Annotated in this window: 23 protein-coding genes and 1 tRNA gene; 19 read left to right on the forward strand and 5 right to left on the reverse strand. The window is 59.7% G+C overall.

Annotation, left to right across the window (positions count from 1 at the left end; all coding sequences use genetic code 11):
* The first annotated feature begins 24 nt into the window (after nucleotides 1-24).
* Complete coding sequence (locus IB223_RS14600; RefSeq protein WP_192202509.1) at nucleotides 25-1,821, forward strand: alpha/beta hydrolase; 1,797 nt, start codon at nucleotides 25-27, stop codon at nucleotides 1,819-1,821.
* 50 nt (nucleotides 1,822-1,871) lie between these two features.
* On the opposite strand, the gene IB223_RS14605 is transcribed toward IB223_RS14600, so the two are convergent.
* Nucleotides 1,872-2,951, reverse strand: coding sequence for a site-specific integrase (locus IB223_RS14605; RefSeq protein ID WP_192202510.1), 1,080 nt, complete (start codon nucleotides 2,949-2,951; stop codon nucleotides 1,872-1,874).
* A 106-nt stretch (nucleotides 2,952-3,057) separates the two neighbouring features.
* On the opposite strand from IB223_RS14605, the gene IB223_RS14610 reads away from it, so the two are divergent.
* The 8 genes from IB223_RS14610 to IB223_RS14645 all read left to right on the forward strand — a co-directional run bounded on the left by IB223_RS14610 (nucleotide 3,058) and on the right by IB223_RS14645 (nucleotide 10,093).
* Nucleotides 3,058-3,945 (forward strand): DNA-binding protein, encoded by an 888-nt coding sequence (locus IB223_RS14610; protein ID WP_192202511.1) that lies wholly within the window; start codon nucleotides 3,058-3,060, stop codon nucleotides 3,943-3,945.
* A 115-nt stretch (nucleotides 3,946-4,060) separates the two neighbouring features.
* Nucleotides 4,061-4,363 carry a His-Xaa-Ser system protein HxsD gene (hxsD, locus tag IB223_RS14615; RefSeq protein WP_192202512.1) on the forward strand — a complete coding sequence of 101 codons (303 nt, stop codon included), beginning with the start codon at nucleotides 4,061-4,063 and terminating at the stop codon, nucleotides 4,361-4,363.
* Nucleotides 4,360-5,856, forward strand: coding sequence for a His-Xaa-Ser system radical SAM maturase HxsB (hxsB, locus tag IB223_RS14620; protein ID WP_192202513.1), 1,497 nt, complete (start codon nucleotides 4,360-4,362; stop codon nucleotides 5,854-5,856). Before hxsD ends, hxsB begins: the two co-directional genes overlap by 4 nt.
* Nucleotides 5,856-7,031 (forward strand): His-Xaa-Ser system radical SAM maturase HxsC, encoded by a 1,176-nt coding sequence (hxsC, locus tag IB223_RS14625; RefSeq protein ID WP_192202514.1) that lies wholly within the window; start codon nucleotides 5,856-5,858, stop codon nucleotides 7,029-7,031. Before hxsB ends, hxsC begins: the two co-directional genes overlap by 1 nt.
* A complete protein-coding gene (hxsA, locus tag IB223_RS14630) occupies nucleotides 7,031-7,669 on the forward strand; it encodes a His-Xaa-Ser repeat protein HxsA (protein ID WP_192202515.1) in 639 nt (212 codons plus the stop codon). The genes hxsC and hxsA overlap by 1 nt, the downstream gene beginning before the upstream one ends.
* Nucleotides 7,670-7,747: 78 nt before the next feature.
* Entirely contained in the window at nucleotides 7,748-8,602 is an 855-nt protein-coding gene (locus IB223_RS14635; protein ID WP_192202516.1) for a hypothetical protein, read from the forward strand.
* A gap of 51 nt (nucleotides 8,603-8,653) precedes the next feature.
* Nucleotides 8,654-9,217: a TIR domain-containing protein gene (locus IB223_RS14640; protein ID WP_192202517.1), complete on the forward strand. Its 564-nt coding sequence runs from the start codon at nucleotides 8,654-8,656 to the stop codon at nucleotides 9,215-9,217.
* A 42-nt stretch (nucleotides 9,218-9,259) separates the two neighbouring features.
* Nucleotides 9,260-10,093, forward strand: coding sequence for a macro domain-containing protein (locus IB223_RS14645; protein ID WP_192202518.1), 834 nt, complete (start codon nucleotides 9,260-9,262; stop codon nucleotides 10,091-10,093).
* Nucleotides 10,094-10,167: 74 nt separating this feature from the next.
* Here IB223_RS14645 and IB223_RS14655 read toward each other — a convergent pair whose 3' ends face one another.
* Both IB223_RS14655 and IB223_RS14660 read right to left on the reverse strand, forming a co-directional pair.
* Complete coding sequence (locus tag IB223_RS14655) at nucleotides 10,168-11,547, reverse strand: hypothetical protein (protein ID WP_192202519.1); 1,380 nt, start codon at nucleotides 11,545-11,547, stop codon at nucleotides 10,168-10,170.
* 322 nt (nucleotides 11,548-11,869) lie between these two features.
* Nucleotides 11,870-12,994, reverse strand: a complete 1,125-nt coding sequence (locus tag IB223_RS14660; RefSeq protein WP_192202520.1) for a PIN domain-containing protein — start codon at nucleotides 12,992-12,994, stop codon at nucleotides 11,870-11,872.
* Nucleotides 12,995-13,074: 80 nt separating this feature from the next.
* Here IB223_RS14660 and IB223_RS14665 point away from each other — a divergent pair, with 80 nt between their 5' ends.
* The 5 genes from IB223_RS14665 to IB223_RS14685 all read left to right on the forward strand — a co-directional run bounded on the left by IB223_RS14665 (nucleotide 13,075) and on the right by IB223_RS14685 (nucleotide 17,817).
* The gene (locus IB223_RS14665; protein ID WP_192202521.1) at nucleotides 13,075-13,584 is read left to right on the forward strand and encodes a hypothetical protein; all 510 of its coding nucleotides are present in this window, start codon (nucleotides 13,075-13,077) and stop codon (nucleotides 13,582-13,584) included.
* Nucleotides 13,585-13,728: 144 nt separating this feature from the next.
* Nucleotides 13,729-15,957, forward strand: coding sequence for an AAA family ATPase (locus IB223_RS14670; RefSeq protein WP_192202522.1), 2,229 nt, complete (start codon nucleotides 13,729-13,731; stop codon nucleotides 15,955-15,957).
* Entirely contained in the window at nucleotides 15,954-16,781 is an 828-nt protein-coding gene (locus tag IB223_RS14675; RefSeq protein ID WP_192202523.1) for a hypothetical protein, read from the forward strand. Before IB223_RS14670 ends, IB223_RS14675 begins: the two co-directional genes overlap by 4 nt.
* A 71-nt stretch (nucleotides 16,782-16,852) precedes the next feature.
* On the forward strand, nucleotides 16,853-17,005 hold the full coding sequence (locus IB223_RS14680; protein WP_192202524.1) for a hypothetical protein: 153 nt from the start codon (nucleotides 16,853-16,855) through the stop codon (nucleotides 17,003-17,005).
* A 170-nt stretch (nucleotides 17,006-17,175) separates the two neighbouring features.
* Nucleotides 17,176-17,817 (forward strand): hypothetical protein, encoded by a 642-nt coding sequence (locus IB223_RS14685; protein WP_192202525.1) that lies wholly within the window; start codon nucleotides 17,176-17,178, stop codon nucleotides 17,815-17,817.
* Between the two features lie 1,059 nt (nucleotides 17,818-18,876).
* Here IB223_RS14685 and IB223_RS14695 read toward each other — a convergent pair.
* Nucleotides 18,877-18,970: transfer RNA gene (locus tag IB223_RS14695), tRNA-Ile, on the reverse strand.
* 259 nt (nucleotides 18,971-19,229) lie between these two features.
* Between IB223_RS14695 and IB223_RS19035 the strand changes: the two genes are divergently transcribed.
* Complete coding sequence (locus tag IB223_RS19035; RefSeq protein WP_343227208.1) at nucleotides 19,230-19,532, forward strand: hypothetical protein; 303 nt, start codon at nucleotides 19,230-19,232, stop codon at nucleotides 19,530-19,532.
* A 239-nt stretch (nucleotides 19,533-19,771) separates the two neighbouring features.
* Here IB223_RS19035 and IB223_RS14700 read toward each other — a convergent pair whose 3' ends face one another.
* Nucleotides 19,772-20,770, reverse strand: coding sequence for a glucokinase (locus IB223_RS14700; protein WP_192202783.1), 999 nt, complete (start codon nucleotides 20,768-20,770; stop codon nucleotides 19,772-19,774).
* A gap of 160 nt (nucleotides 20,771-20,930) precedes the next feature.
* Between IB223_RS14700 and IB223_RS14705 the strand changes: the two genes are divergently transcribed.
* The 4 genes from IB223_RS14705 to IB223_RS14720 all read left to right on the forward strand — a co-directional run bounded on the left by IB223_RS14705 (nucleotide 20,931) and on the right by IB223_RS14720 (nucleotide 24,708).
* Nucleotides 20,931-21,332 (forward strand): CopL family metal-binding regulatory protein, encoded by a 402-nt coding sequence (locus tag IB223_RS14705; RefSeq protein WP_192202527.1) that lies wholly within the window; start codon nucleotides 20,931-20,933, stop codon nucleotides 21,330-21,332.
* Nucleotides 21,333-21,452: 120 nt separating this feature from the next.
* Nucleotides 21,453-23,255, forward strand: a complete 1,803-nt coding sequence (locus IB223_RS14710) for a copper resistance system multicopper oxidase (protein WP_192202528.1) — start codon at nucleotides 21,453-21,455, stop codon at nucleotides 23,253-23,255.
* A 74-nt stretch (nucleotides 23,256-23,329) separates the two neighbouring features.
* Nucleotides 23,330-24,163, forward strand: a complete 834-nt coding sequence (locus IB223_RS14715; RefSeq protein WP_225591141.1) for a copper resistance protein B — start codon at nucleotides 23,330-23,332, stop codon at nucleotides 24,161-24,163.
* 11 nt (nucleotides 24,164-24,174) lie between these two features.
* A complete protein-coding gene (locus IB223_RS14720) occupies nucleotides 24,175-24,708 on the forward strand; it encodes a DUF411 domain-containing protein (RefSeq protein WP_192202530.1) in 534 nt (177 codons plus the stop codon).
* Nucleotides 24,709-24,748: the final 40 nt, after the last annotated feature.

Consider the following 24,748-nt stretch of genomic DNA (forward strand, 5'->3'; position numbering starts at 1 on the left):
TTGAATCGATACTGGAGGGTAACCATGCGCACATGGCTCGTAGTTGTCCTGATGATCCTCGTTGGTACTGGCTGCAATGGAGCACATAGCCAGATTGAAGAAGTCAGGCAGGCGGCGAACAACACCGAACGGTCCGGCTGGGTGCTTCCCTATGACAAAGCGGCTCGCAAGCCCGCAGCGATCGTCTTCGTGCATGGCATTTTCGGCACCACGCGTGGCACGTGGACAGCGGCTGACGGAAAAACATTCTTCAATCTGATTCGACAGTATCCCGAGGTCGGCGACAAGGTGGACATCTATGCCTTCGGGTACACCTCAGAGGTGTTCAAAGGTGGCTCTTTCACTATTCAGGAGGCGGCCAAAAAGTTCTCGCTCTTCATGGAAGAAGAGGGGGTGTGGGAGTATGACACCGTCGTTCTAGTTGGCCACAGCATGGGCGGCCTGGTCATCATGACGGCCTTGTCCGTGCAGCCCGAGTGGACAGAGCGGGTGCCATTGGTAGTGATGTATGGGACACCGCAGGAAGGGTCACAGCTCGCCTCGATCGGCAAACAGATCCTGAAGAATCCGGCGCTGAAGCAGATGGTCCCAAGAAACGCCAATGAGTTCATCAATAGCCTTGACTATGCGTGGACAAATCTTCCGAAGAACAAGCGGCCAGAGCTTGTCTGTGCTTACGAGAAGACCACGGTCTATGGCTTTGAAGTGGTTTCCCAGTCCAGTGGGACACGTTACTGCACCGGTGTCAGTCACGGGATGGAGCAGAGAAATCACATCACTATCACTAAGCCGACCCATGTAGACGACTATCCCGTCCGCCTGCTTGGCAACAAGCTGAAAGAAGTACTGGGCACCGATCGAAAGGCGCGCATTGAGACCTTGGACTTCACGCCAGAAGGCGACAGGCTTGTCTTCAAAATGCGAGACCCCATCAAATTGCGCAACACCGCAAGATTGTTCAACCCAGGGGCGCTGCGGGCACGTGTGGTAGTAGGAAAGCCTTCATCAGACAAGCTCCTCATCACCCCGGTCGACGACCCCATGTTCGTGGACGGAGGCGACACGGAGGAGTTGGTCTTGGAGCTTTTGGTAAGGGGGGAATGGGTCGACAAAGTCGAGTTCGAACTCGATACCCCTGGCCGACCAGATCGCATCGTTCAAGTGCAAATTCCTAGCCCTCCCGCATTGGAACAGAGGGCTGCCTTCATACAGACCGAGATCTTGTCTGACTTGGATAAGGCGCTAGCGCTACCTGACATCAAGGCCAGGGTGTTGGCCATACCTGAGGAGTATCAACCTCTGTTCGTGGTCGAACTCGCAGAGCGGACCTTGAAGCGTCTTGACGTGGGAGCCACACAAGCTTCGCGATGGGTCTATGTTGCTGAGGCGATGACCAATCAGTCCTGGTCGACATACGCGGACAGGGCACTACTAAAAGCGAAGCAAGAGAGTCCTGATTTGGTCCGCTCTTCCGCGGTGCGGTCGCTGAGCGAAGCGGTAGCGGCCAAGGCAGGAACCGAGTCTGTCTTCGTGCTTACCGATGGCCCCGGGCCAAGGCCTTCTCCTATTAAGTACGACCTCCAAGACAGCTGGCCGACCCGCGATGTACGCGTGGCGGACACCGCGAATCTCACTCGCAACATGCAGTCGATTCCGGGGCTCAAGCGTGCCGGCCTTACCTTGGAAGGGAACGTTTTATTGAATGCGGGTCAGCAAGAGAACGCTGAGCGTATCTATCGCAGCGTTCTGGATCTGAGGGTTACGCCGGAAGCGGAAGTGAAATGGCGAGTGGCGCGCGGACAACTGGAGAAAGAAGGCTAGGCGAGGCACGCAACTGTTGGAGGTCCAGAACCAGCGCACCGCGCGACGCGCTATGACCCATCCAACAAGCGCGCAGCCGGATGCTCCGGTGCGGCACCTGCCTGGAAGTAGCTGATCACACTGGCTACCGCCCGATGGTCGGTCATCGCCATCAACGCGGGAAGGGAGATACCCTGACGGGCGCCTTCGGTCACAAAGCCCGAGCGCAGGCTGTGCCCACCGAAGTCACCCTCCAAACCCGCCAACTGCGCCCGACGTTGGACGATCGCGGCCACCGCCGCGGGCGAAAGACCCTCGCCTAAACGTGTCGCGCCCCAAACCCGCCGAAAGATCGGCCCAGTGACATGCCCGGCCGCCTGCAGCCAGGTCTCCAGGGCCAGGGCGGCCACGCCCAGGATCGGCTTGTCCGGCGTGGCGCCGGCGGCCGGTCCTTCTTGCTGGGTCTTGCTGTGGAGCAGTCGGTAGATAAAGCCGCTTTCCGGTAATCGCTGCAGGTCGGCCAAATCGGCCGCGGCGATCTCGCTACGGCGGCGGCCGCCACTGGCAAAGCCGAAGCTCAACAGGGCGCGATCGCGCCGACCGATCAACGAGTCATCGCAGGTGGCCAACAGCGCCTCGAGCGCAGGGCGGGGCAGGGCGGTCTTCTGCCGTGGCCGCTCACCGCGCTTGGCCGCGGCCCGCCGCGCGGCCGTTGCCAGTGCTTTGACGGCCGGGGTGGCGCACGGATTGGGCTGCTCGCGCAGCTGGTGGATCTTGGACAGCACCGCCAGCCGGTGCACGACGGTATTGCGGCTCAGCGGCCCCAGGCGCTGCTTGAGGCCGGCCGCGACCAAGGCGGCATCCAGTCCCGGTGGCAGGTCGCAGACCTGGCCGCGGGCGGTCCGCCGGGTCAGGTGATCGACCAGGAACTGGATCACCACCGGTTCGGGCACCGGCCAGGGCAGAGCACGCCCGTAGCGGCCCTGGCCCCAGCCGCTCCAGTAGCGCAGCGCGGCGGCGTAGCTACGGGTGGTATTGGCCGCGGCCGCCTCGGCCAGCAGCTCCCGAGCGGCGGTGGCGGCTTCCCGCGCCAGCACATGCGGATCCAGCGTCGGAAGGTCGACCAGCGGCCGCAAATCGTTCTTTTTCATATGTACTATTTAGTGATATGAACGTTTCTGGATCGATACCAACGATAACTTTCAATTATCGAAGGTAGCAGCCGAGAATGCCCCCCGCCAGATGCAGGAGACCCCAATGCCCAAGGGCATTTCCGAAACCGACGTCCACCAGGCCGCTGATGCACTGGTGGCGCAAGGCGAGCGCCCAACCATCGAACGCATCCGCGCTCATCTCGGCACCGGCTCGCCGAACACGGTTACGCGCTGGCTCGAAACGTGGTGGCAGCGCTTGGACGAACGCCTGCGGGCGGGGGCGCCGGGACTGGCTGCCGGGAATCCACCGGCCGATGTCGCCGCCCTAGCGCAGCAGTGGTGGGAGGTGGCGGTCACCCACGCGCACACCGTTGCCTCGCAAGCCTTGGCCGATGCCCACGCCGCCCTGCAGGCACGCACCGATGCCCTGAGCGCGAGCGAGACGCAGATTGCCAGTGAGCGTCTAGCCTGGGCCGCGGAGCGCGCCGCCTTGATCCACGCGCGCGATCTCGCGCAGCGGGGAGTAAGCGACTTGGAGGCCCACTTGCAGGCGCTGGGCCGACATCTGGATGAGCTTCAGCGCCAACATGCGCAGGTGGACGCCGAGCGGGAAGGCCTGTTGGGGCAGCTCCTGGCAGCACAGGCGGCCGCCCAGGAAGCGGCCGCGGCCGCTAACTTGGCACGCACCGAGCGCGAGCAAGCTCATCGCGCCGCCGAAGATCGTTGGCTGCAAGAGGTGGATCGCGCCCGCCAAGAAGCGGCGCGCCAGGCCGCAATCGTTGTCCAGCGAGACAAGGCGATTGAGCGGATGACCAGCGCCCAGGCCGACCTGCAGGAGCGGCTCCGCGTGGCCAGTGTCGCGACCGCGGCCGCCGAGGCGCGGGCGAACACGTTACAGGCGGTACGCGCATCGCAACCGGCGGCCAGAGCAGGGCGGACGCCAAAGCCTGCCGTCGCGACTGCGGCAGCACGGAAGACAAAGCGAAAGTAGCGCGCGCAAGTACATGCATTTACTAGCGCGTCGTTCGTCAGCACGCCCTCTTGAGGACTTGAACTCAGCCCTTGCACCGGCGCAGCATACGATCAGGGCACACGGGGGTGGGGCCATGGAAAGCATCGAGCTGGAGCTCGACGCCGAGTTCTTTTCAGCGGACGTCATTGCACGCACGGTCTACCGGTATACCGGCGACTACTACGTGCAGGTTGAGCGCGCGACGACTGCGCATCGCATCACTCTGATGCCGCGCACGCCTGACATCGACACAAACCAGCTGGCAGAGCGCTTCCAGACGGACGCCTGCGACGATCGGTTGCGCCAGCAGATCGCGCTTCAGACCGGCGACCTGCAGCACCTGCTCATGCGCGCGGCGATTGAGCGTGCAGTGTCCGTGGGTGATGCCTCCACGTGAAGTTTCAGCCTGCCTCCGCCTTTGTTGGTAGCGCGTCTGCGTATCGGTTGCTGCCCCTTCGATTCCGGCGCCTGCCCTGGGATCCAGCCCGGGTGTTCGTCAGTTCTGCTGCCGGTGACTGGTTGACTTGCCGGCACGAAGAGCTCGTACAACTGCTCAACGGAGATCTACCCGTCGACTCGGCGCTGATGCAAGACCTCCAGGCCCGGCATATCGTCGCCGGGCCGCTTGACACGTTGACCCTCTCGCCACTGCTCTCACAGCTGCGGACGCGCAAGGGCTATCTGGAAGGAGGGCCGGCACTGCATATCATTGTGGTGTCCCTGCGTTGCCATCACTCCTGCAGCTATTGTCAGGTTTCCCGGCAGGACACGCTGAAGCGCCAGTTCGATTTGCAGGAGACCCTCAACGCTCAACTGGTCGAGCGCCTGTTCCAGTGGCCATCGCCCACCCTGACCATCGAGTTCCAGGGCGGCGAGCCATTGCTGAATTTCAAGCAGGTCAAAGCGCTGACGGAGTTGATCCAAGCGCGAAACCGTAGTGAGGGCAGGGCGCTGCGTTTTGTCATCGCATCCACGTTGCACGGTATCACCGACACCGAACTGGAGTTCTTCGGAACTCATGGCTTTGAGCTATCCACCTCGCTCGATGGTCCCGCTTGGCTGCATAACGCCAATCGTCCCACGCCCACGCGCGATAGTTATGAGCGCACGATCGCGGGCATCCACAAAGCACGAGCGGCGTTGGGACACGACTGTGTGTCGGCCCTGACGACGTTGACAGCCAAAAGCCTGACTGCCCCCGAAGCCATCATCGACGAGTACCGGCAACAAGGGTTTCACAGCATTTCGCTGCGGCCGCTTAGCCCGTACGGTTTCGCGCGCAAGACTGCCGGCCGTATCGGCTACACCATGCGCGACTTCCTGGCGTTCTACAGGCGCGCCCTCGACACGATCATCCAGGTCAACCAGGACGGCTTTGCCCTGGAGGAGACGCACGCCAGCCTGCTGCTGACTCAGCTACTGACCCCCTTCAGTCATGGCTATGTGGATCTGCGCTCGCCTATGGGAGCCGGCGTGGGAGCAGTGGTGTATGACTACGATGGTCGCGTCTACCCCTCGGATGAAGCGCGCATGCTCGCGGCTCAGGGCGAGGACAGGTTTTGCCTCGGAACGCTGGACCAGCCCGTGCACGAGTGGCTTGCTTCGCCGGCGATGCAGGAACTACAAGCCGGGGGCGTGGCCGAGGCACTGCCGGGTTGCTCGGACTGTGCCTACGTCCCGCTGTGCGGCGCCGATCCGGTCGATCACTTCGCGCGTCAGGGCGAGGTCGTCGGCCACCGACCCACCTCGGACTTCTGCACAAAGCAAATGGGCATGTTCGATCTGCTGCTGGAGCGCATTGAAAACGCTCCGCCGGCGGAGCGGCGCATCCTGGAGGGCTGGGCCATTGGCGCAAGGCAGATCGCGCCTGTGATGGAGCCGGTCCACTGATGCACCCTCAACAAGCCAAAGCAACCTTCTCTGGGCTTGAGCATGGCTACTACAAGGTTGCCGGGCTGCAGGAATTTGCCGCCGGACTGTACCCCCTGGAGCGGATGCTGCTGGATCTTCGCCACGCTCCCACTGCTGACATTGACTCACTGATCGCGTTGCCTTGGGCAGGCTTCATGGTAGACGAGGCTGACCGTGTGCCGCCTGATCGGCCGTGGATGCGGTGCGAGACGGACCAGGACTGGACCTCGCCCGGGGATGTATTGGAACTGCAGCCCTCTGCAAGCCGTGCTGCATTGCGTTATCGCCGCGGCGACAACGGCAACGTGCTGTTCGCGACGGAGCAGTGCAACAGCTACTGCCTCATGTGTTCCCAGCCGCCACGGGTGATTGACGATTACTGGCGGCTTGAGCAACTCCATGCCTTGATCGACCTGATCGACAAGGATGAACGTTCTCTCGCCGTTAGCGGCGGGGAACCGATGCTACTGGGAGACGGACTGGTCGAGGTCATCGCCCACTGCCAGGCCGCGCTGCCTCAGACCCACGTCCATGTTCTCTCGAATGGACGTTTGGCGGGGGAGGGTGGTTATGCCCGTCGCTTCACGGGCTTGCATGAGTCGCTCACTTGGGGCATCCCGCTCTACGGCGACACTCCGTTGCTGCACGACTACATCGTCCAACGCCAAGGTGCTTTCGCACAGACTTTGCGAGGCCTGTACGCAATGGAGCAAGCCAAGCAGCGGATCGAAATTCGCATCGTGCTTGTCAAGGACGCCGTGCAGCGCCTGGAAAGCATTGCCCGTTTCATCTACAGAAACCTGCCGTTCGCCGAGCATGTCGCGCTGATGGGCGTGGAGCCCATTGGTTTTGCCAAGGCACACCATCAGTCACTTTGGATGGACCCCATCGATATGGGCCCAGCGCTCTCGGATTCCGTGCAGTTCCTTAGTTCGCGCAACATCGCCGTCTCAATCTACAACCTCCCACTGTGCACGCTTTCTCGCGAGCTTTGGTCCTTCTCACGCCAAAGCATCTCCCATTGGAAGCAGAACTACCGCCCGGAATGCCAACCCTGCCAGGTGCGCCAGCGCTGTGGGGGATTCTTTTCTTGGGTGACGCCAGACTGGCTTAGCCGTGGCGTTGCACCGATCAATCAACTGGAGCCAGCCTGATGAGCAAGACTCTCGCGTTCGCTACGGCCATCATCAATGGCGGCAGTCCAGTGGGCGGGCTGGCGGATCAAGGGTGGCAGGCTAGTGGGCTCACCGAACTTGCTCTCAATGAGAGCAAGTTCACCACCACGCTCACGGCACCTTTGAACCACGAGCAGTTCAACATGTACGCGCGGCATCGTTCACATAGCTCGCACCGATCGCACAGTTCTCATCGGTCACATAGCTCGCACTACTCCGGAAGTGGAGGCACCTATCGTGCGCCGACCTATACGCCACCGCCTCCGCCACCCCCTACAACCTATCAGTCGACACCCCGATCGTCCTTCAACGGAAGCAGCAGCTCTGGTAGTTCGAGCTCTTCGAACAGCAGTTCGCAACCCTTGACGCTCGAACCGGCGCAGAGGACGAAACAAAGCCTGACGCCTCGCCCCAGCTCCGACCAACTGCAAATGATGATCATGCGGGTGCAGGCAGCCCTCTATGCGCGCGGGTACGACCCTGGCGCCATTGACGGCGTCATGGGCATGCAAACGAAAGCAGCTCTAGCCTCGTTTCAATCGGCTCACGGACTTCCGGCGACTGGAACGATGACAACGCCAACACTCAATGCGCTGGGCGTGGCAATCGCGCCATAAGCACTGGTTCGTATCAAGAGTTGTGAGAGCCCGACATGATGTGGGCTTCCCTGATACACAGGCATTCAAGGAGACGGGATGGAGCCCAGCAGAAAAATGTGTTCGAGCGTCATCGGCATGGCATTGAAGGTAAACGGCTATTGGAGACAAGCCGCCCCTTTAAGCCAGGTCTATCTAGCAGGACTAGCATTCGTATTCATGTGCGTACCGCTAATTCTCTTCGGATTGCACTTCATAGCGCAGGCGGTCGGAGTTGCTGGCGCAATTTTTCTTAGTGCAGCACTCGTCGTGGAGGCATACCTGCTAGCAGTACGCTGTTGGGAGAAGCCCTGGGGCAAGCTGACCGGCGTAATTGTATCCGCCGCAGTTGTTCCGATGGCGCTTGGCATGTCAGCTAATGCCGTCAATGCGGCCACAGGCCAGGCGCCAGACAGCTACCCGTATACGGTGGGCATGCTTGCTCCGCTAGCAAGCATCTATGTGATTGCGTTTCTTGCAGCGCTAATCTCCCTTCTTGGATTTCCATTGATGCTTGTTCTTGCGGTTGTTCGCATCGTGACTTCTGAGAAAGATCAATCTGATGCACTTACCCGCGACTTGTTCACACGCATCTTCGCCTTCGCGGCAGCATCATTTCTTTTCTCTTTCGCATGGAAGGAAAGTGAGCCGGCATATGCGAAGCTTCTGGAGTGGTCCGCAAAGCACGCCGCGATGATCTTGGACAGTTACCCGAACGACAGTTGTGCGACGGGGGAGGGCGAGAGGGTCAAGAGGATCTCTGATGAATGGGTGATCGTGGCCAGTTCCGCCAACAAGGAGCCAAAGTTCTCCAAGCTCAGATGCCCCCATGACGGAAACGCTCCAGAACTTGTGGACTCAACTCACTCAAATCCTCGATTCGACGAGCCACCAAGGCCAAGCGCCAATCGATGACGCAACCGCGCATCGACGTCGATTGAGCCTCAACTACCAGTCGAGAAGACCATGTCATACAGAAACGGAAATTACGCAGCTTTCTATGTCGCTGAACCCTTCAGCACTTCGGGATTGAAAGCCCATGCCACGCCCGACTTCCTTCACTACAACCAACTAAGGATGTGGAAAGGAGCGGACGCAAGCTTTCCATTTAACGACTCGCACGACAAGACGTACAGCGTGCGCGACGGGAGTGATTGGGAAGCTACCCTGAAACCTAGGCTCCGCGAGCGCCTAAGAGCTTCGAAGAACATCGTTCTCTTCCTAAGTAACCACACCAAATCTTCAAGAGCGCTTACCGAGGAGATTGACTACGGGATCAATACTGAGAGCTTGCCTGTGATTGTTGTCTATCCGGATTTCAACTCTCTCGCGGACTTGCGCAGCGGGACAACCTTCTCTCCATCGATCAAGGCTCTATGGGACCGTGTGCCGATCTTCAAAACCTCGATGCATAAAGTGCCGACAATGCATGTCCCACTGCTCAAGCAAAACATTTCAAATGCGCTCAAGGATCCAGACTTCATGCTCGCCACCAAAGGAAAGTCAATAGCCTATTACTACAACCCTTGAGCCATAAGGCTAGCTTGTACGAAGCGACCTGGAGGAGATGAGGTGAAAGTACAGTTTCTCGACAAGAACGCCGTTAAGAGATCAGTGAAAATTATCGCCGGACTCTCAACTTCACTTTCGATTGCATTGCTGTTCGTAGACATTCCGCCAGAGCGCAAGATCTATGCGGGCGCATTGTTCTTGCTGGCTCTCCTATCCATACACCTAGTCATCTGGATTCAAGCGAACCGACTTAGAGAAATAAGTATTGATGTCGAAGGGAGTACAGTCAGCATCAAGACTGGCGACATTTTTAAGCAGCGAGGCTTGAAAGCGATCGCATTCAATGAGTACTTCGACACTCAGGTGGACAACGTCCTCATCAGTGAAGAATCGCTCAACGGAAAACTGATTACTTCAAAACTTAAGGAGCCTCCGGAAACGCTAGATGCGCACATCGAAAACTACAAATTTGATGATGGTGATGTACTTGAAACAAATGTGACTAGGACATCCGGAAAGACTACTCGATACCGGCTCGGCACCATCTGTGTATACAACGACTTCCTTCTCGCTGCCTTCGCCCGATTTGACGATAACAATCAAGCAAGCCTAACGATGCCTGAGTATCTCGAATTTCTGATCAATTTCTGGGATAGGGTGAATAGGGTGTATGCCCAAAAGAATGTATCAACCACCATCTTTGGCTCTGGCATCACTCGGATTAAGGGCCATAAGCTGATAAATGAAGAGGACCTTCTTAAGATCATGCTATGGACATTCCGAATCAGCGAGATGAGGTTCAAGTATCCAGCGAAACTCACAATCGTCATTCATGAAGACAAGATTGGGCAGATCAACCTACTGGATATCGCTTCTGCCAAGAATGGAGTATAGGCTCATGCCGCCGCAGCGTGCAGGCACGGGTGGCCGCCCTGGCAGGAGCAGTACTTGAGGCATCGCACTGCGTATCACTGCAGCCGTCGTTCTTCCCAAGACTTAGTCACGGCAGGATCGGTTTCGATCACCAGACTAGGATCCAAGTAGAGACCAGGTTCGCTTAGCCTGATACTGCCGTCCTCGAGCAATTCATTGACTATCCCCAGGATACGCAAGTTTCCTTCATGTGGGTCTCCACAAGAGCAGTCCTCAGCATGTATTTTCCGATGCCAGACACCGTTCACATCCACGCTATAGAAGAGCCCAGGGAACCGAGCAGCCCTCTCAAGACGCAGTCCGGGATGATCGACACCAAACTCAAAGACCTCCAGCAAATCGTCGCTCGTCTTGATAACGGCGATACCTTTTCCGTATGTCGTCCCCATCCCGTGGTAAACAAGGGCATCTGTCTCAATGATGACCTCATCTGATTCTTCCAGAAGTCGCATAATCTGACGGAGCAAGTTCGGAACTGGAGCGCTCCCGTGATACGCGGCGCTACCGCACCTAATGTGCACTTGCCGGCGTGGCTGCCCCTGCTGGCCGGGTGGAGGCGAAAGATCAGAAATCCAGAAAGGTCGATGAAAGGCGCTTTCCGGCGGCATGATCTTTCGCAAGTGAGGCTGATACTCCGGGATGGGGAGCGAACGCGCAAAAGCATCGATTCCACCACCCATGGTGCCGATCTTTTCCCAAGGCATCGCCAAGAGCTCCGAGAAGATTGGATCGTCTTCGGGCTCAGGGAAAAGCCACGCGGTATTCATACTGCCCGCGTGAGCTCGCAGCACATCCGCAGGTGCAGAGATGTGGGCTACAACCAAGCTTGGATCAAGATATCCGTCATATAGACTTCCAATCATGTAAGCGTCTTGACGCACGTACCTGGGCGCGCCGTCCCTAGTCGCAATCTCCGAAAGGTGTATAGCCTCTAATCCTGCTGCTCGAAGTTTTCTTCTGCTAATGACGTAGATGTGCCCTGAGTCGGAGGACTCTTTGTAGCTTGCCTGATCGCATCGCAGATAAACAGGATTCTCAAAACAGTCCTCCACCATTTCTGCACTTCTGTGCGAAACAAATTCTTGGCTTGCGAACCAGGCCGCAACACGCGAGTCCCCGGTAGCATCGACGAAGAAGGATCTCCAGCCATAGTGCTGCAGGATGGCCTGATCTGTGGCCGGATCTCCAGCATCTGACCAGCCATCGACATGTCTCTCAAGCGCCTTCTTTGCGTAGTGCGTCCACTTCAACATGAGCGGCGGAATACAGCCATGCCGCTGGAAGGAAGTAGGCAAAGATAGGGAGCCGTCAGCACGCTGGTAGTGAGCCACTTGACCTCTAAACAGAGCGTCAGACCCGAACGAGGCTATCGCTAGCTTCAGCTGCTCCGCGGTGTCGCAGTGAATGATCTTCATACTACTAACTGAGCTCATTTCCATCGTAGTAGTTCAGGAATCTGCGGCAATGTTCTGATGTGTTCATCAGGAATAGTACGTGCTCGTCTCAAAGGCGAGTCAGGCGCCGAGGGAGGGAATGGCGAGGCAGATGATCTCGCACTATGTGGCGAGCTTCTCGATCTCCGCAGTGAGCCCGTTAGAATCCGGCGCCGACAGGTGAACGGACAATGCACGGTCCGACATAACGGATGCTTGAGGAGTGATGGGAACAGTGGTCATAGGCGCCGCTTGAAGCTCCACGTCACGACGCCCCAGATATCAGGCATTGTGAGCGCGCAGCTCAGAAAACAGAGTATTCCCTGTGGCCCAAATGGTACTCATGGGAGGCAATATCTACTTCCACCTCCCATTGCTCCGGACCAACGTCTAGACGAACGTCATTCAAGCGGACGTAGACCGTGACCTCGATATTGTGAGGGAAATGGGTCGCTTCGCTCGCAAGAACAATTTCTTCTCTATCGATAGAATCCCATTTGGTCACAAGGACGGAGGCATCAATCGCGACATCAACGAACGCAACGAGCTCAACCACCCAGGCCTGATCGCTCTCGCGCCAGATCTCGATGTTGTCTCCAAACTTCATTGAAGTCATGCTTGCATCAAAAACTTCCATCTCTAGACGATCACCAAGATCAGGAACATAGCCAGAGGCATCCCATTCAGCCCCGGAGACATGAGTCGCCATCGCCTTGGAAACAGCTCGGCTGATCGGTGAATCAGGGTTTGCAAGGTGCTCCTTGATTTTCGACTCAACTTCTGTGGCCGATTTGCCAGTGGCCACGAAAAGCGCGGTGAGATCATCCAGGCTCTTGAAGTAGTAGAGCCTGTCCGACTGGGCTGCATACCTCTCCCATCCGCCGTCACCTGAGATGACAATGCCGTAGGTTTCGTTGCTCTCCGCGTAGTTTTCGAGAATCTGCAAGCTTGCGGCATCGGGGAACTCTGATTTCTTGCTTTCCTCAAAAGGAGGGTTCTGCGCGAAGTAGGCTTCGAACAGTTCCTCGCCATTGACGCTGGACCAAGGAAGGATGCTGCCGCCACATCTGGCAGCGTAGTCGTGAAGCTCCTTTTTGAACTTGGTTTCGGCGGTAGGAACGATACTCAGCGCATCCACTGCATTCGTTAACCCGCTCAGATCTACACCTGTTTGGCGGTGCACCGACTTGGAGGCACTCGCCAATTCCCTCGTGGCTGCAATCACCAGGTCGAGGCGGTGCTTCTTCACTTCCTCGTGAACTACTTGGGTAAACACCAAGTGCACATCGTCGGGAAGCTGGTTGGGCAGCTGGTTGAGTGCACCTTTGTCGAACTGAAAACCCTTTGACTGCAATATGTCCGTGTCGATGGAAACGAAGGTGATCAGCTTGTTCCAGATGTCATCAACAGAGGGCTTTTCGGTAGGCATGACGCAATGATACACGCAGGCTATTCAGGAGGCAGCCATCATGGAATATGCTAGGGCTGATCTCCCATGGGGGTGGGGCCATGAAGTTCCTCGAAACCGCGTTTGGCCAGCTGGCGTTCGCTTGGAAGCTCTACAACTACGGCCTTGACGGAAAGATCAACCGAGAGGACTTGGACATCCCTCTGACGTTCAAGGAAGACGGGATGATGTTGGTGCTTCCTGACCGCGTGCTGGATTCAGACGACGACCTCCGCATCGCACTTGCGAACAACTTGGGCATAGCCTTCGGCGCGGCCGCCATCACGCTCAATCGTAGTCGCGAAGAAGCAGGCTTGACCCTCCCTAACCCCATCGCGACCGACACCGATCAGTTCGTTGCGCTGACCTATCAGATCCGCAATGCGTTCGCACATGACATCTCCGAGCCAAGATGGAACATCACGCAAGCCCGATACCGCAGGGCGTATGCGTTCGATGGCGTGAACGTAGACCTGACCGACAAGCACGAGCGTTTTTTCGATTATGAGGACATCGGTGGTCCCGAGACACTGTTTCAACTTCACCAGTTTGGCAAAAGGCTCTGGGCCTGAGGATTAGCCATGTGCTTTTCGACGGAAGCGTGGTCGTTGTACGAGAACTTTGTCCGTCAATGCGGGATCGACATGGACTACAAGCGCCATCCTTACTACGAGCATCGATTGGCGGCATAAGGACAACTGACCAAGGGGAAGGTCATGATCAAGTCGATCAGCATTCAAGGCTACAAGAGCTTTCATCCCACGCAAGCGGTGACCATTCCCATCGCGGTGGACAAACAGCAGCCCGTTTTCATCTACGGCCTCAATGGCGCCGGCAAGACGGCCATCGGCGAGGTCATTGATGGTCGGGCCAGTGGCGATGCGAGATTTCAGCACTGCAAGGTGGAAGCGACGCAAGGTGGACCCTTCCGATACATGGTCTACAACCACCATTTCGTGCAGAGGGTCATTGGTGAAGCGGAGGGCATGCCAGGGATCTTCACGCTGGGCGAGCTCGATACCGCAGTTCTGCGAGAAATCGAGGACAAGGAGCGCCAACTTGGCGAGATTGGCGCGGAGCGCGAGGCCATCACGCAGGACAATTTGCGGTTGCAGCCACTGATCGACACCGCCAGCAAGGCCGCCCTTGAGGAGGTGTGGACGGTCTACCAAGACCACGACGGTGGCACGTTTGATGAGTTCATCACGGGCTACGGGCGTGGCAAACAAAAGTTCTTCGATGACCTGTGGCGGTATAGGACGGACGACACGGAGGTGCTCGATACACTGGAAGTGCTGGCCCAGCGACTCAGCGATGTGTCTGGGACAGAGGAGCGGAAGAGCACCTTTCAGTTCAGCATGGGGGACTTGGAGCCGATCGGGTCTGATCCCGTATGGAAGGTGCCCATTGAAATCTCTGGTGACAGCCGCTTGGCACCGCTGATTGAAAGGCTTGGAAACGCCGATTGGGTCGGCACGGGACGACCATACATGAGGGACGACCAGTGTCCGTTCTGTCAGGAAGGTCTGCCCGCCGATTTCACAGGTGAGTTGGCCAAGCTCCTCGACGGGGATCGTCAGACCAAGATCGACGGCTTGCAAGCCAAGGTGGATAGATATGTCGCAGCTGCCGAAGTTCTGGAAGCGCAGGTGAAAGCAGCGATGGACGAACCGCTCTCAACACAAACCAGTTTGAAGGGCGCATGGCACGTTGTGCACGTGGGGCTCATCTCCAACATTGTCAGCATGAGAGCGAAGCTGGCACGTCCCAGTGATGCGGTTGTGATTGACGCTCTCCACTTGATGCCGCTGCGTGATGCGCTGACTGCCTTGAATGCGCGGATTGAGACGTTCAACGAACGCATCCTAAACAGAGAGGCCGAGCGTCAGGCCATCAAGGAGATGTTCTGGAAGGTTATGTGTCGTGATCGGGCAGGCGCCTACAAGACCTATCACACCATGTTGGAGCCGCTGACCAAGCGAAAGAGTGACAATTGGACCAAGGAAATGGCTGCCGACATCAAGCAAAAGGAACTCGGCGCGCGGCTCACGAAGCTGCGGCAGAACCAAGAGGGTGTCGGTGCGTCAGTAGAGGCCATCAACGCCCGACTGAAATCCTTGGGAATTCAGTCATTTTCTATCGCGCTCAAAGACAACGAAAGCAATTTGTATCGCTTGCAACGGCCCAACAATGAAGGAAGTGATCCGCACACCCTCAGCGAGGGAGAGAAGACGCTAATCTCATTCCTCTACTTCATTGAGCTGCTGAAAGGTGCCTCAGAGCGGGGGCAACGCGTGGTGCAAGGGCAAACCATCGTGGTCATTGACGACCCGATATCCAGCCTGTCCCACAATTACGTCTATGATATCGCCACCATCATCTGTGCTGAGCTGATCAAGCCGCCAGGCGGCCGCAAGGTGCGGCAGATCATTGTCCTCACACACAGCCTATTCTTCTTGCATGAGCTGGTTGGGCAGGTGGCGGTGCGTGACCTTGCCAAGGCGGCCAACCACTGCCAGTTGTTCCGAGTTGTCAAGGGTGAACACAGCAAGGTCGTCCCGCTGCTCGCCCGTGATTTCGCCAATGACTATGACGCCCTGTGGCAGGTGATCCGCGACGCCAAGGACGGAAACGTCCCGCAACAGGTTGTCCCCAACACCATGCGTTGCATTCTGGAAACTTTCTTCGCGTTCACGGGGAAGACCAAGCAGATCGAAGACATCCTCTTGGAGATGTCCAACGCCGACCGAACCTTTGTCCCATTGGCCCGCTATCTCAATCGGGGCTCCCACAAAGACGCCGTCAACCAGGTGGGTGTGGATTGGAGCATGTTCAATCTGGACTACTACTTGGACAAGCTCGAAAAGGTCTTCGTGGCGGCAGGGCACGACGAGCATTTCGGGATGAAGATGGGGCAGGGTGACAATCAGGCGACCGCTGCGTGAAGCAGACCCGACCACTGCCCTCGATTGAAGAGATCTTGCGCAAGGATCGGGAGTTTAAGGATCAACTTGAACGAGCGATGGAAGCCGACGCCAAAGCCCGCTGGGCCAAGGTCATGCGTTCTCAGTTTCCTGCAGGGGAACGTGTGTCCAGATCAGCCTGGATGTCAGGTCCGAGCAGGGACGAGCTCCACGTCTGGTTGCATGTCACGGATGACGGTGAGCCGTTCTTTGTCGGCCGTGGACGTGGCGCCACTGCATGGGAGCGCAACGGTGGGCTTGCTTGGGAGTGGTTCGTGCGGGAAGAACTGGGTGGCTCATATCACGTGGTGATCCCCGCGAGTGACCTGAACGAGAGGGGCAGCCAGATCTTGGTGGATGCCGTGATGTGCTCGCATTGGGACAAGCTGCTCAATCAAAGCAACATCCATCGTCCCGCAGGCGGGCCAGACTCGGACCGCCGATGGGAAGCCCTCGGCAATCTCAAACCTTGCTATGAGGCAGTCAAGCAGGCGGGCAATGATGAGCTGCGCGCACGGTTGGCGCTGGAAGCCCAAGAGCTTCAATACCTCGCGGCCAACTTTCGCATGGAGCAGGGACGGTTCGGCGAGGTGCTGCACAAGATGAAGGCAGACCGCGCCACCAACATGTTCTTCATCAAGCCGCTCATTGAGAGCTTGATGCGGCTGGGACGTGTGGAAGACGCCCGCCATCAGATGGCTCGGTTCAAAGAACTGGCACCTGTGGAATACCGCAGCCCGACGGCGGCCAAGCTCCAAGTCATCGTGGATCGCGGGACATATCGGAAGCGTTCCAAGAAGCTCTGACGCGGCCGAACTCACTCAGAATGCAGAAACACTAAATACGTGTGGCACCAATAAAAAACAAGGAGGTCGCCATGCGTATCAACATTTCCCTCATTTCGTGCAACAACTGCTTCAACGGCAATACCGTCAAGGTTGTCGGACGATGGACCCGCTGGTCCATCACGCTTGCCCTATCCCTGGCGCTGACCCTCTGCGGGGCGACCGCTTGGTTCTTCCTCTCCTAAAGGGGGGCGACCCACCAATACGCCCTGACGTTCTCGCCCTGATTAAGGGCGCGGACGGCCGCCAGCGCAGCTTCAAGCAGGTTTGTTTCGGATAGTATTTGGCCAGCGCCTGCACATTGGTCCCGCAGCTCATGGCCACTGTCCGCAGGCAATGAGGGCTTGGGGCGCAGATGGAAGAAGAGCAACCAGATATTTGGGAAGAGTTCGTGTTGCAGTCCCACGAGCTGGTGGTGGAGCTCATTGACTGCGTGGCATTCGACGTCAATACCGACGAGCCTCGCATCGCGTTGAGTGAAGTACTTCTATCGTTGGCGTTTGAGCACTCCCACTCTGCGCGGATGCTGCTGCATACGGGGTTCCTGCCATCCGCTCTGGTCGTTCATCGATCCCAGTTTGAGGCCGTCGTGCGGTCGCTGTGGGTGCTCTATGGCGCCAGTGATCAGGTGGTGGGAAAACTCAGCGCAGAATTGAACTTGGTGACCGAACTGGCTGCCAAGAACATTCCGACCGCGTCCAAGATGATGGAAGACTTGGCGGTGAAAGCCCCACCGAATGCCTTCAAGCCGCTCAACCACTTCAAGACCCACATGTGGGGTGCACTCAACTCCTACGTGCACGCCGGCATTCACCCCATCCGCAGGCATGCCGATGGCTATCCGGCTTGGTTACTTACCAATGTCATGAAAAACGTCAATGGCCTGTCGGTGGTGACCGCTATGCAGGCTGCGATGCTGCTCATAGGGACGGAGCTGCAACAAGAAGTGCTAACCATCGCGGATCGGTATGCCCATGTGCTGGGGCCGCCCAATTAGCGCCGATCTCAGCGATAGCCACTGCGGCGGCGCGAAGCAGATAGGAGGGAGGGTAGGGTGAGACGCACTACTGATCTTTGAGCGTCGACTTCTGTATTCCAAGCTTTCGGCTGGCCCCATGACTGGGCCGACATAACGGATGTTATGCGAAGTAAGTAATTGATTTACAAGTATATTTTCTGATTCCGTTCAAGTCAACTCAATCCCTTCGCGACGCTCTCATCCAATAGGACTTTGGGGGGGGCCTTAAACCCATCCTATGGAAGCTCAAAGCCCAAGGCGGCGGCGCAACTCTGCCGGTAACGACCAGCCAAGCTACCCGAAGCGCCTCCGCGTCAACAAGTGCGTGGTGACGCCGAGCAGCGGCCGTGGGATGGCCTGCAAAGTAGTCTTCAATCAACATTCCCGTGGCACCTTCCTTGAGCATTCTGGTCATCACAGGCTGTGGGACAGGGCCACATACCGCAGCCTGATCATCTGAAAGGTCGAACCCTGCGATCACATACTTCAGAAGCGCTAGGTCATTGGGATAGTCAGCCACCACAATCGGCTCAGTGACAGCGCACAAGAAGGCACGCAGGCCGGTCGTCATGGCTTGGTCTGTCATACGGTACCTGCCACGTTCCAGCAGGGGATAGACAACCGATCGCACGAAGTCGGTGGCCACGTCGGGCAAGGGATCGCGCTCAGCATAAAACCGATGAGCTCCATCTTCAGAGATGAGTGCGAAGCTCACTAGCTCGGAGCCCGTCGGGTCCGCCCATTCGGTATCGAGGAATAGATAGGTCACGGCTTCAGCTTGACGTGTACTTCTTAGGCCAAATCAATTTTGCCCCCTTAACCATCTCCGGTTGAATGAAATGCGTATAGGTGGGCGGCTTTCGCCCCCTCGACTACGTCTAAGCGATCAAGCTCCTTAGTCCTGGCAATCATCTCTTGGACAAGAAGCCACCGGCCTTCTTCAGTCAGGCACCAGCCACCACGCACTTCGTCATAGACGATGTGCGAGATGTAGTTGTCGGGATCTAAGACGGGCATAAGCAACCCCGGTGAGAGGTATGGTGCCCCTGGCCGGACTCGAACCGGCACAAGCCGCTTATCTGGCGCTGACGGGTTATAAAACCGCTGCTCTAACCAATTGAGCTACAGGGGCTGATCAGTCGACTGATCAGCCAGGTATTCGGAGCGCGCGGCAAAAGATGTTCACAGGATCGAATCTAGCAAGTCCTGACGACAAAGCAATAGATCAGGCAAAAGTCGCTCCCAAATTTGGGGACATTACGAGTAACAGCACATGATGTTGGCTCACCGCGACATGCCCCCAAATTTGGGAGAGCTTGAAGCAGATGGACCAGCGGATGCATGATCAAAGGATCCGAGTTCCCGAACCTTAGACTGCGACCGACGAAACTATGACCTCCGACAAGACCGATCCTGATCTGGACCAGGCAGCAGTTGAGTACGACGCTTGGTTCAGGGCCAAGGTCATCCGGGCCTTGGCGGACCCACGACCGTCGATTCCACACGAAGAGGCCATGGCACGTAGCAGGGCGACGATCCGTGCTGTGGCGCGGAACGCCGACGGAGAGATGTTTAGTCGTTCGTCACGGCAATCTGAAGAAAAGGTAGCCGGGGCAGATCTTCAGGGGCAATCAGAGGCCATGGCTTGTGCCAGGGCAACAATCCAGGCAGTTGCCGTTCGCCGAAAGCGTTGAATCTGGGGATGGCAGGCCGCCGCAGGTTGGAATTTGGGGATATCAAAGCGCGTGCTTTGATGACCGTGACATCAGACTGCGGCTACTGGGGAAGGTTGATGCGGCTGCTGGGTAGAGATTGCCGCGCTCAACAGCAGGGCCTTTCAGGAACCAGCCCAGCAGCCGCATCCACCAGCCAGCCTCGGCTGCAATCCATTTCGCATAATGCCTATTATGTCAAAGGCGACGCATGGCGCCGGTCAGATCTTCAAACGGTTCTGCCTATACCAAGCCACAGCCCCCAGCAGCCCCAGTTGCCCATGCTCCACCCGCCATACCGGCACCCGTTCCAGCTGCTCGGTCATCACGCCCTTGTTGAGGTACCGCTGCAGGAAGCGCCCGTCGTGCAGGAACTGCGGAATGTGTGCGGTCACGCCGCCGGCCAGATACACGACCCGGGCGCCGAAGATGATCGCCAGATCGCCGACCACGCTGCCCAGCCACCCACAGAACGTCTCCAGCGTTTCCCTTGCCAACGCATCCGATTCCGCGGCCGCGACCAGCGCGCCGGCATCCGCATGCACCGGCGTCGCGTCACGGAGTTCGCACAGGCACCGGTAAAGATTCATCAGGCCAGGCCCAGACAGCACGTGCTCGTTGTGCAGGTACGGACGGTCCCTCAACAGCCTGCGCACGATGTCCAGCTCCAGCGCGTTGCCGGCCGCCAGCGACGCCTGGCCGACTTCCGTCGGCAACACCCGTGGCGGCTGGCCTTCGATCCAGACCGCAGCCCCCAGCCCGGTGCCCGGGCCGATCACCAGCGCCGGCGACGACGTTCCAGACGCCATCAACGGTGTCAGCGGCGACAGCGTGTCCGGCGCCAGCGTCGGCACCGCATTGGCCACGGCTTCGAAATCGTTGATCAGCTGCACCCAGGCCAAGCCGGCACCCACGCGCGTCTGTTCCACCGACACCGCCCACGGTAGGTTCGAATTGATCAGACGGTCGCCTTCCAGCACACCGGCGATGGCCACGACCGCACCATGGCAAGGCGTGCCGGCCGCATAGTCGTGCAGGATGGAGGCGAGATCGGGATGCTCAGCGCAGGCGTAGCGACGGTAATCGTGGATGTCGTTGCTGCCGTCGGCGACGATCCAGCCGAGGCGGGCATACGTGCCGCCCACGTCGGCGACGATGATGCGTGCACGCGAAACATCCTGCGGGTGTGCTGCGGGAACGCCTGTCAGCACCTTGTCCATCGTTACCGTGCCTGCCATGCGGATGCCACGCTGCCCAATGCCTGAATTGCGCGACAAGGATAACGTGTCGTTGCCCGATCGTGGCGCGGGCCGACCGCGGACGGCCCGCAGCTCACCCTACGGAAAGGTACGTCCACGGGTCATGGCGTATCATGCGGGCATGTCCCGGTTCGCCCCCCTGCTCCGTGCCCTGCTCTGCCTGGCGTTGCTGCTCAACGGCACGGCGTACGCGCATGCCGCCACGCGCATGGCGATGGGCGACGTGGCGGCCGCCGTCCAGGCTGCCGAGGACACACCACCGTGCCACGAGGGCATGGACATGGCGATGCCGGTGGACGGCGACGCTCCTTCCGGTCACCACGACGCCGACGCCGGCCTGCCCGATTGCTGCAAGGCAGGGAGCTGCGACGGCTTCTGTGCCCAGCACGCGCCTGCACTGACCTGGCTGACCCCGCTCGGGGCACTGCCGTATCCGCAGGCAGAAGCTCCCGCCTACCGTGCCGATGCCCACGCATCCGTACGCTTGTCGCACCGTCACCGACCTCCCATCCTGGCGGCCTGACGCCGCATTCCCGCGGCTTTCCGCAGGGCCGGTGGCGCGTGTCGCGCGCCGGATCCACGACCACGACGGACGCCACCGCCACAGCGGTCGGTCGCGCCGACGATGCACAGGATGCTTGCAATGAACCACGATGAATCCACACCGGGACGCCTGGGCGCGTTCCGTCCCACACGCCGCCAGTTCGTCACCGGCCTGGCGACCGGCAGCGTCGCGCTGGGCCTTGGCCTGGCGCGCATGCCCGCCTCGGCCGGCACGCCCCCACGTCGCGGCGGTGCGGCGCTCGTCACCGGTACCGACTTCGCGCTGAGCATCGGCGCGATGCCGATCGACATCACCGGCCGCATGCGGCCCGCGATCACCGTCAACAACAGCCTGCCCGCCCCCACGCTGCGCTGGCGCGAGGGCGACACGGTCACCGTGCGCGTCAGCAACCGCCTGCGCGACATGACCTCGATCCACTGGCACGGCATTCTGCTGCCGTCGAACATGGACGGCGTGCCGGGCCTGAGCTTCAACGGCATCGCGCCGGGCGAAACGTTCGAGTACCGCTTCCAGCTGAAGCAGTTCGGCACCTACTGGTACCACAGCCACTCGCTGTTCCAGGAACAGGCCGGCCTGTACGGCGCACTGATCATCGACCCGCGCGATCCGCCGCCCTACCACCACGACCGCGAGCATGTCTTGCTGCTGTCGGACTGGACCGATCTCGACCCGGCCGCGTTATACCGGCGCATGAAGAAGATGCCGGAGCACGACAACTACTACCAGCGCACGCTGGTGGATTTCGTGCGCGACGCTAAGCGCGACGGACTGGCGGAGACGGTCGAGGATCGCGGCATGTGGGGGCGCATGCGGATGACGCCCACCGACATCTCCGACATCAACGCGCACACCTACACCTACCTGGTGAACGGCGCCTCGCCGGACGCCAACTGGACGGGACTGTTCAAGCCGGGCGAGAAGGTGTTGCTGCGTTTCATCAACGGCAGTGCGATGACGTACTTCGACGTGCGCATCCCAGGACTGAAGATGACCGTGGTGGCCGCCGACGGCCAGTACATCCATCCGGTCAGCGTGGACGAGTTCCGCATCGCGGTGGCGGAAACGTTCGACGTGATCGTCGAACCGAAGGGCCAGGACGCCTTCACCATCTTCGCGCAGGACATGGGCCGCACCGGCCATGCACGCGGCACGCTGGCCCTCCGCGACGGGCTGGAGGCGCCGATTCCGCCGCGCGATCCACGTCCGCTGCTGACGATGGCCGACATGGGCCACGACATGGGCGGCCATGGCACGCAGAAAGGCATGGAAGGTGGCTGCGGCGCGATGATGGGTGAAGGCGGCTGCGGCGCGAACATGGGCGCGATGGACCACGGTTCGCACGGCGCAACGTCGAACGCGCCGAATCATCCCGCCAGCGAAGCGGGCAACCCGCTGGTCGACATGCGGTCCTCCGCAAGCGAACCGAAACTCGACGATCCCGGCCTCGGCCTGCGCGACAACGGACGCCAGGTGCTGACCTACGGCGCGATGCGCAGCCTGTTCGACGACCCGGACGGACGCGAACCGGGCCGCACCGTGGAGCTGCATCTCACCGGCCACATGGAGAAGTTCGCCTGGTCGTTCGACGGCATCCCGTTCGCCAGCGCCGACCCGTTGCGACTCAAGTACGGCGAGCGCATGCGCATCGTGCTGGTCAACGACACGATGATGCAGCACCCCATCCACCTGCACGGCGTCTGGAGCGATCTGGAGGATGCGGACGGCGCATTCCAGCTGCGCAAGCACACCATTGACATGCCGCCCGGCACGCGGCGCAGCTATCGCGTCCGCGCCGATGCGCTGGGACGGTGGGCTTTCCACTGCCACCTGCTGTACCACATGGAAGCCGGAATGATGCGCGAAGTGAGGATCGAGGCATGAAGACCTTCCTCATCCCTGCCCCGCTCCGCCTGGCCTCCGTCGTTGCCGTCATGCTGGGCGTGGCCGCGCCTGCCATGGCGCAGCATCACGACCATTCACAGCCTGCGACGCAGGAGACATCCAAACAGGATGACCACGCGCATCACGATCACGGCGCCATGTCCCAGGCAGCACCCGCGACGACATCTGCAGCGCCGCGCGAGCCGATCCCCGCCATCACCGCGGACGACGTGGCCGCTGCATTTCCCGCCATCGACCACCACGCCATGCAGCATGCACCGGCGTTCAACCACAAGGTGACCTTCAACCGGCTGGAAGCCTGGGATGCGGACGAAGGCATCGGCCAGGCCTGGGAAGGCAGCGCGTGGTTCGGCACCGATACCGACCGCCTGTGGCTGCGCAGCGAGGGCGAGCGCATGGGAGGCCACACCGACAGTGCCGATCTGGAAGTGCTGTACGGCCGCAGCGTCTCGCCGTGGTGGGACGTGGTGGCCGGCGTGAGGCACGATTTCAAGCCCGGCGATGCGCGCAGCTGGGCAGCATTCGGCCTGCAGGGCATGGCACCGTACCGTTTCGAGGTGTCGGCCACGGCCTATGTCGGTGAGGGCGGCCAGGTCGCCGCCAACGTCGAGGCCGAATACACGCTGCGCATCACCAACCGCCTGATCTTGCAGCCGCTGGTGGAAGTGGACATCGCAGCGAAGGATGATCCCGATGACGGCGTCGGACGCGGCATCTCCGGCATCGAAGCGGGCCTGCGCCTGCGCTACGAAGTGACGCGCCGTTTCGCGCCCTACATCGGCGTGGTGCACGAACGCGCCGTGGGCGACACCGCCGATCTGCGCCGCGCCGAGGGCGAAGCCACGCGCGATACCCGCGTCGTCGCGGGTGTCCGGGTCTGGTTCTGATGGAGGACGTCATGAAATACCGCACGCCCCTGCCCCGCCTCGCCTCCGTCCTGCTGCTCGCCACCACCCTCGCCGCCTGCACGCAGGCGGTGCCGGCGCCGGTGGACAGCGCCCTCGCGGCGACTGCTGCACCAGCAACGCAGCAGAAGACCGCGGTGGCCGCGACGCCGAAGATCATCGTCCATCGCGATGCCTACTGCGGCTGCTGCCATCTGTGGGTCGAACACCTGCGCAAGGAACGCTTCGACGTGGACGACCGTGTGGAGGACGCCATGAGTCCGGTGAAGGAACGGCTGGGCATCGTGCCCGCGAATGCGTCCTGCCACACCGCCGAAATCGAGGGCTATGTGGTCGAAGGCCATGTGCCGGCATCGGACATCCGGCGCCTGCTGCGCGAGAAGCCGGCCATCCGTGGCCTCGTGCTGCCCGGCATGCCGATGGGTTCGCCGGGGATGGAGGTGGAAGGCGTCGACGCACCGGCCTACACCGTGCTCGCGCTGCACGGCGACGGCAGCACGACGCCGTACGCCACGCATTCGCCATGAACCGAGGGGGGACGGCACGGGCGCCGTCCCACCCCTTGAC

Source organism: Pseudoxanthomonas sp. PXM03 (assembly GCF_014852005.1).
Classification (GTDB): domain Bacteria; phylum Pseudomonadota; class Gammaproteobacteria; order Xanthomonadales; family Xanthomonadaceae; genus Pseudoxanthomonas_A.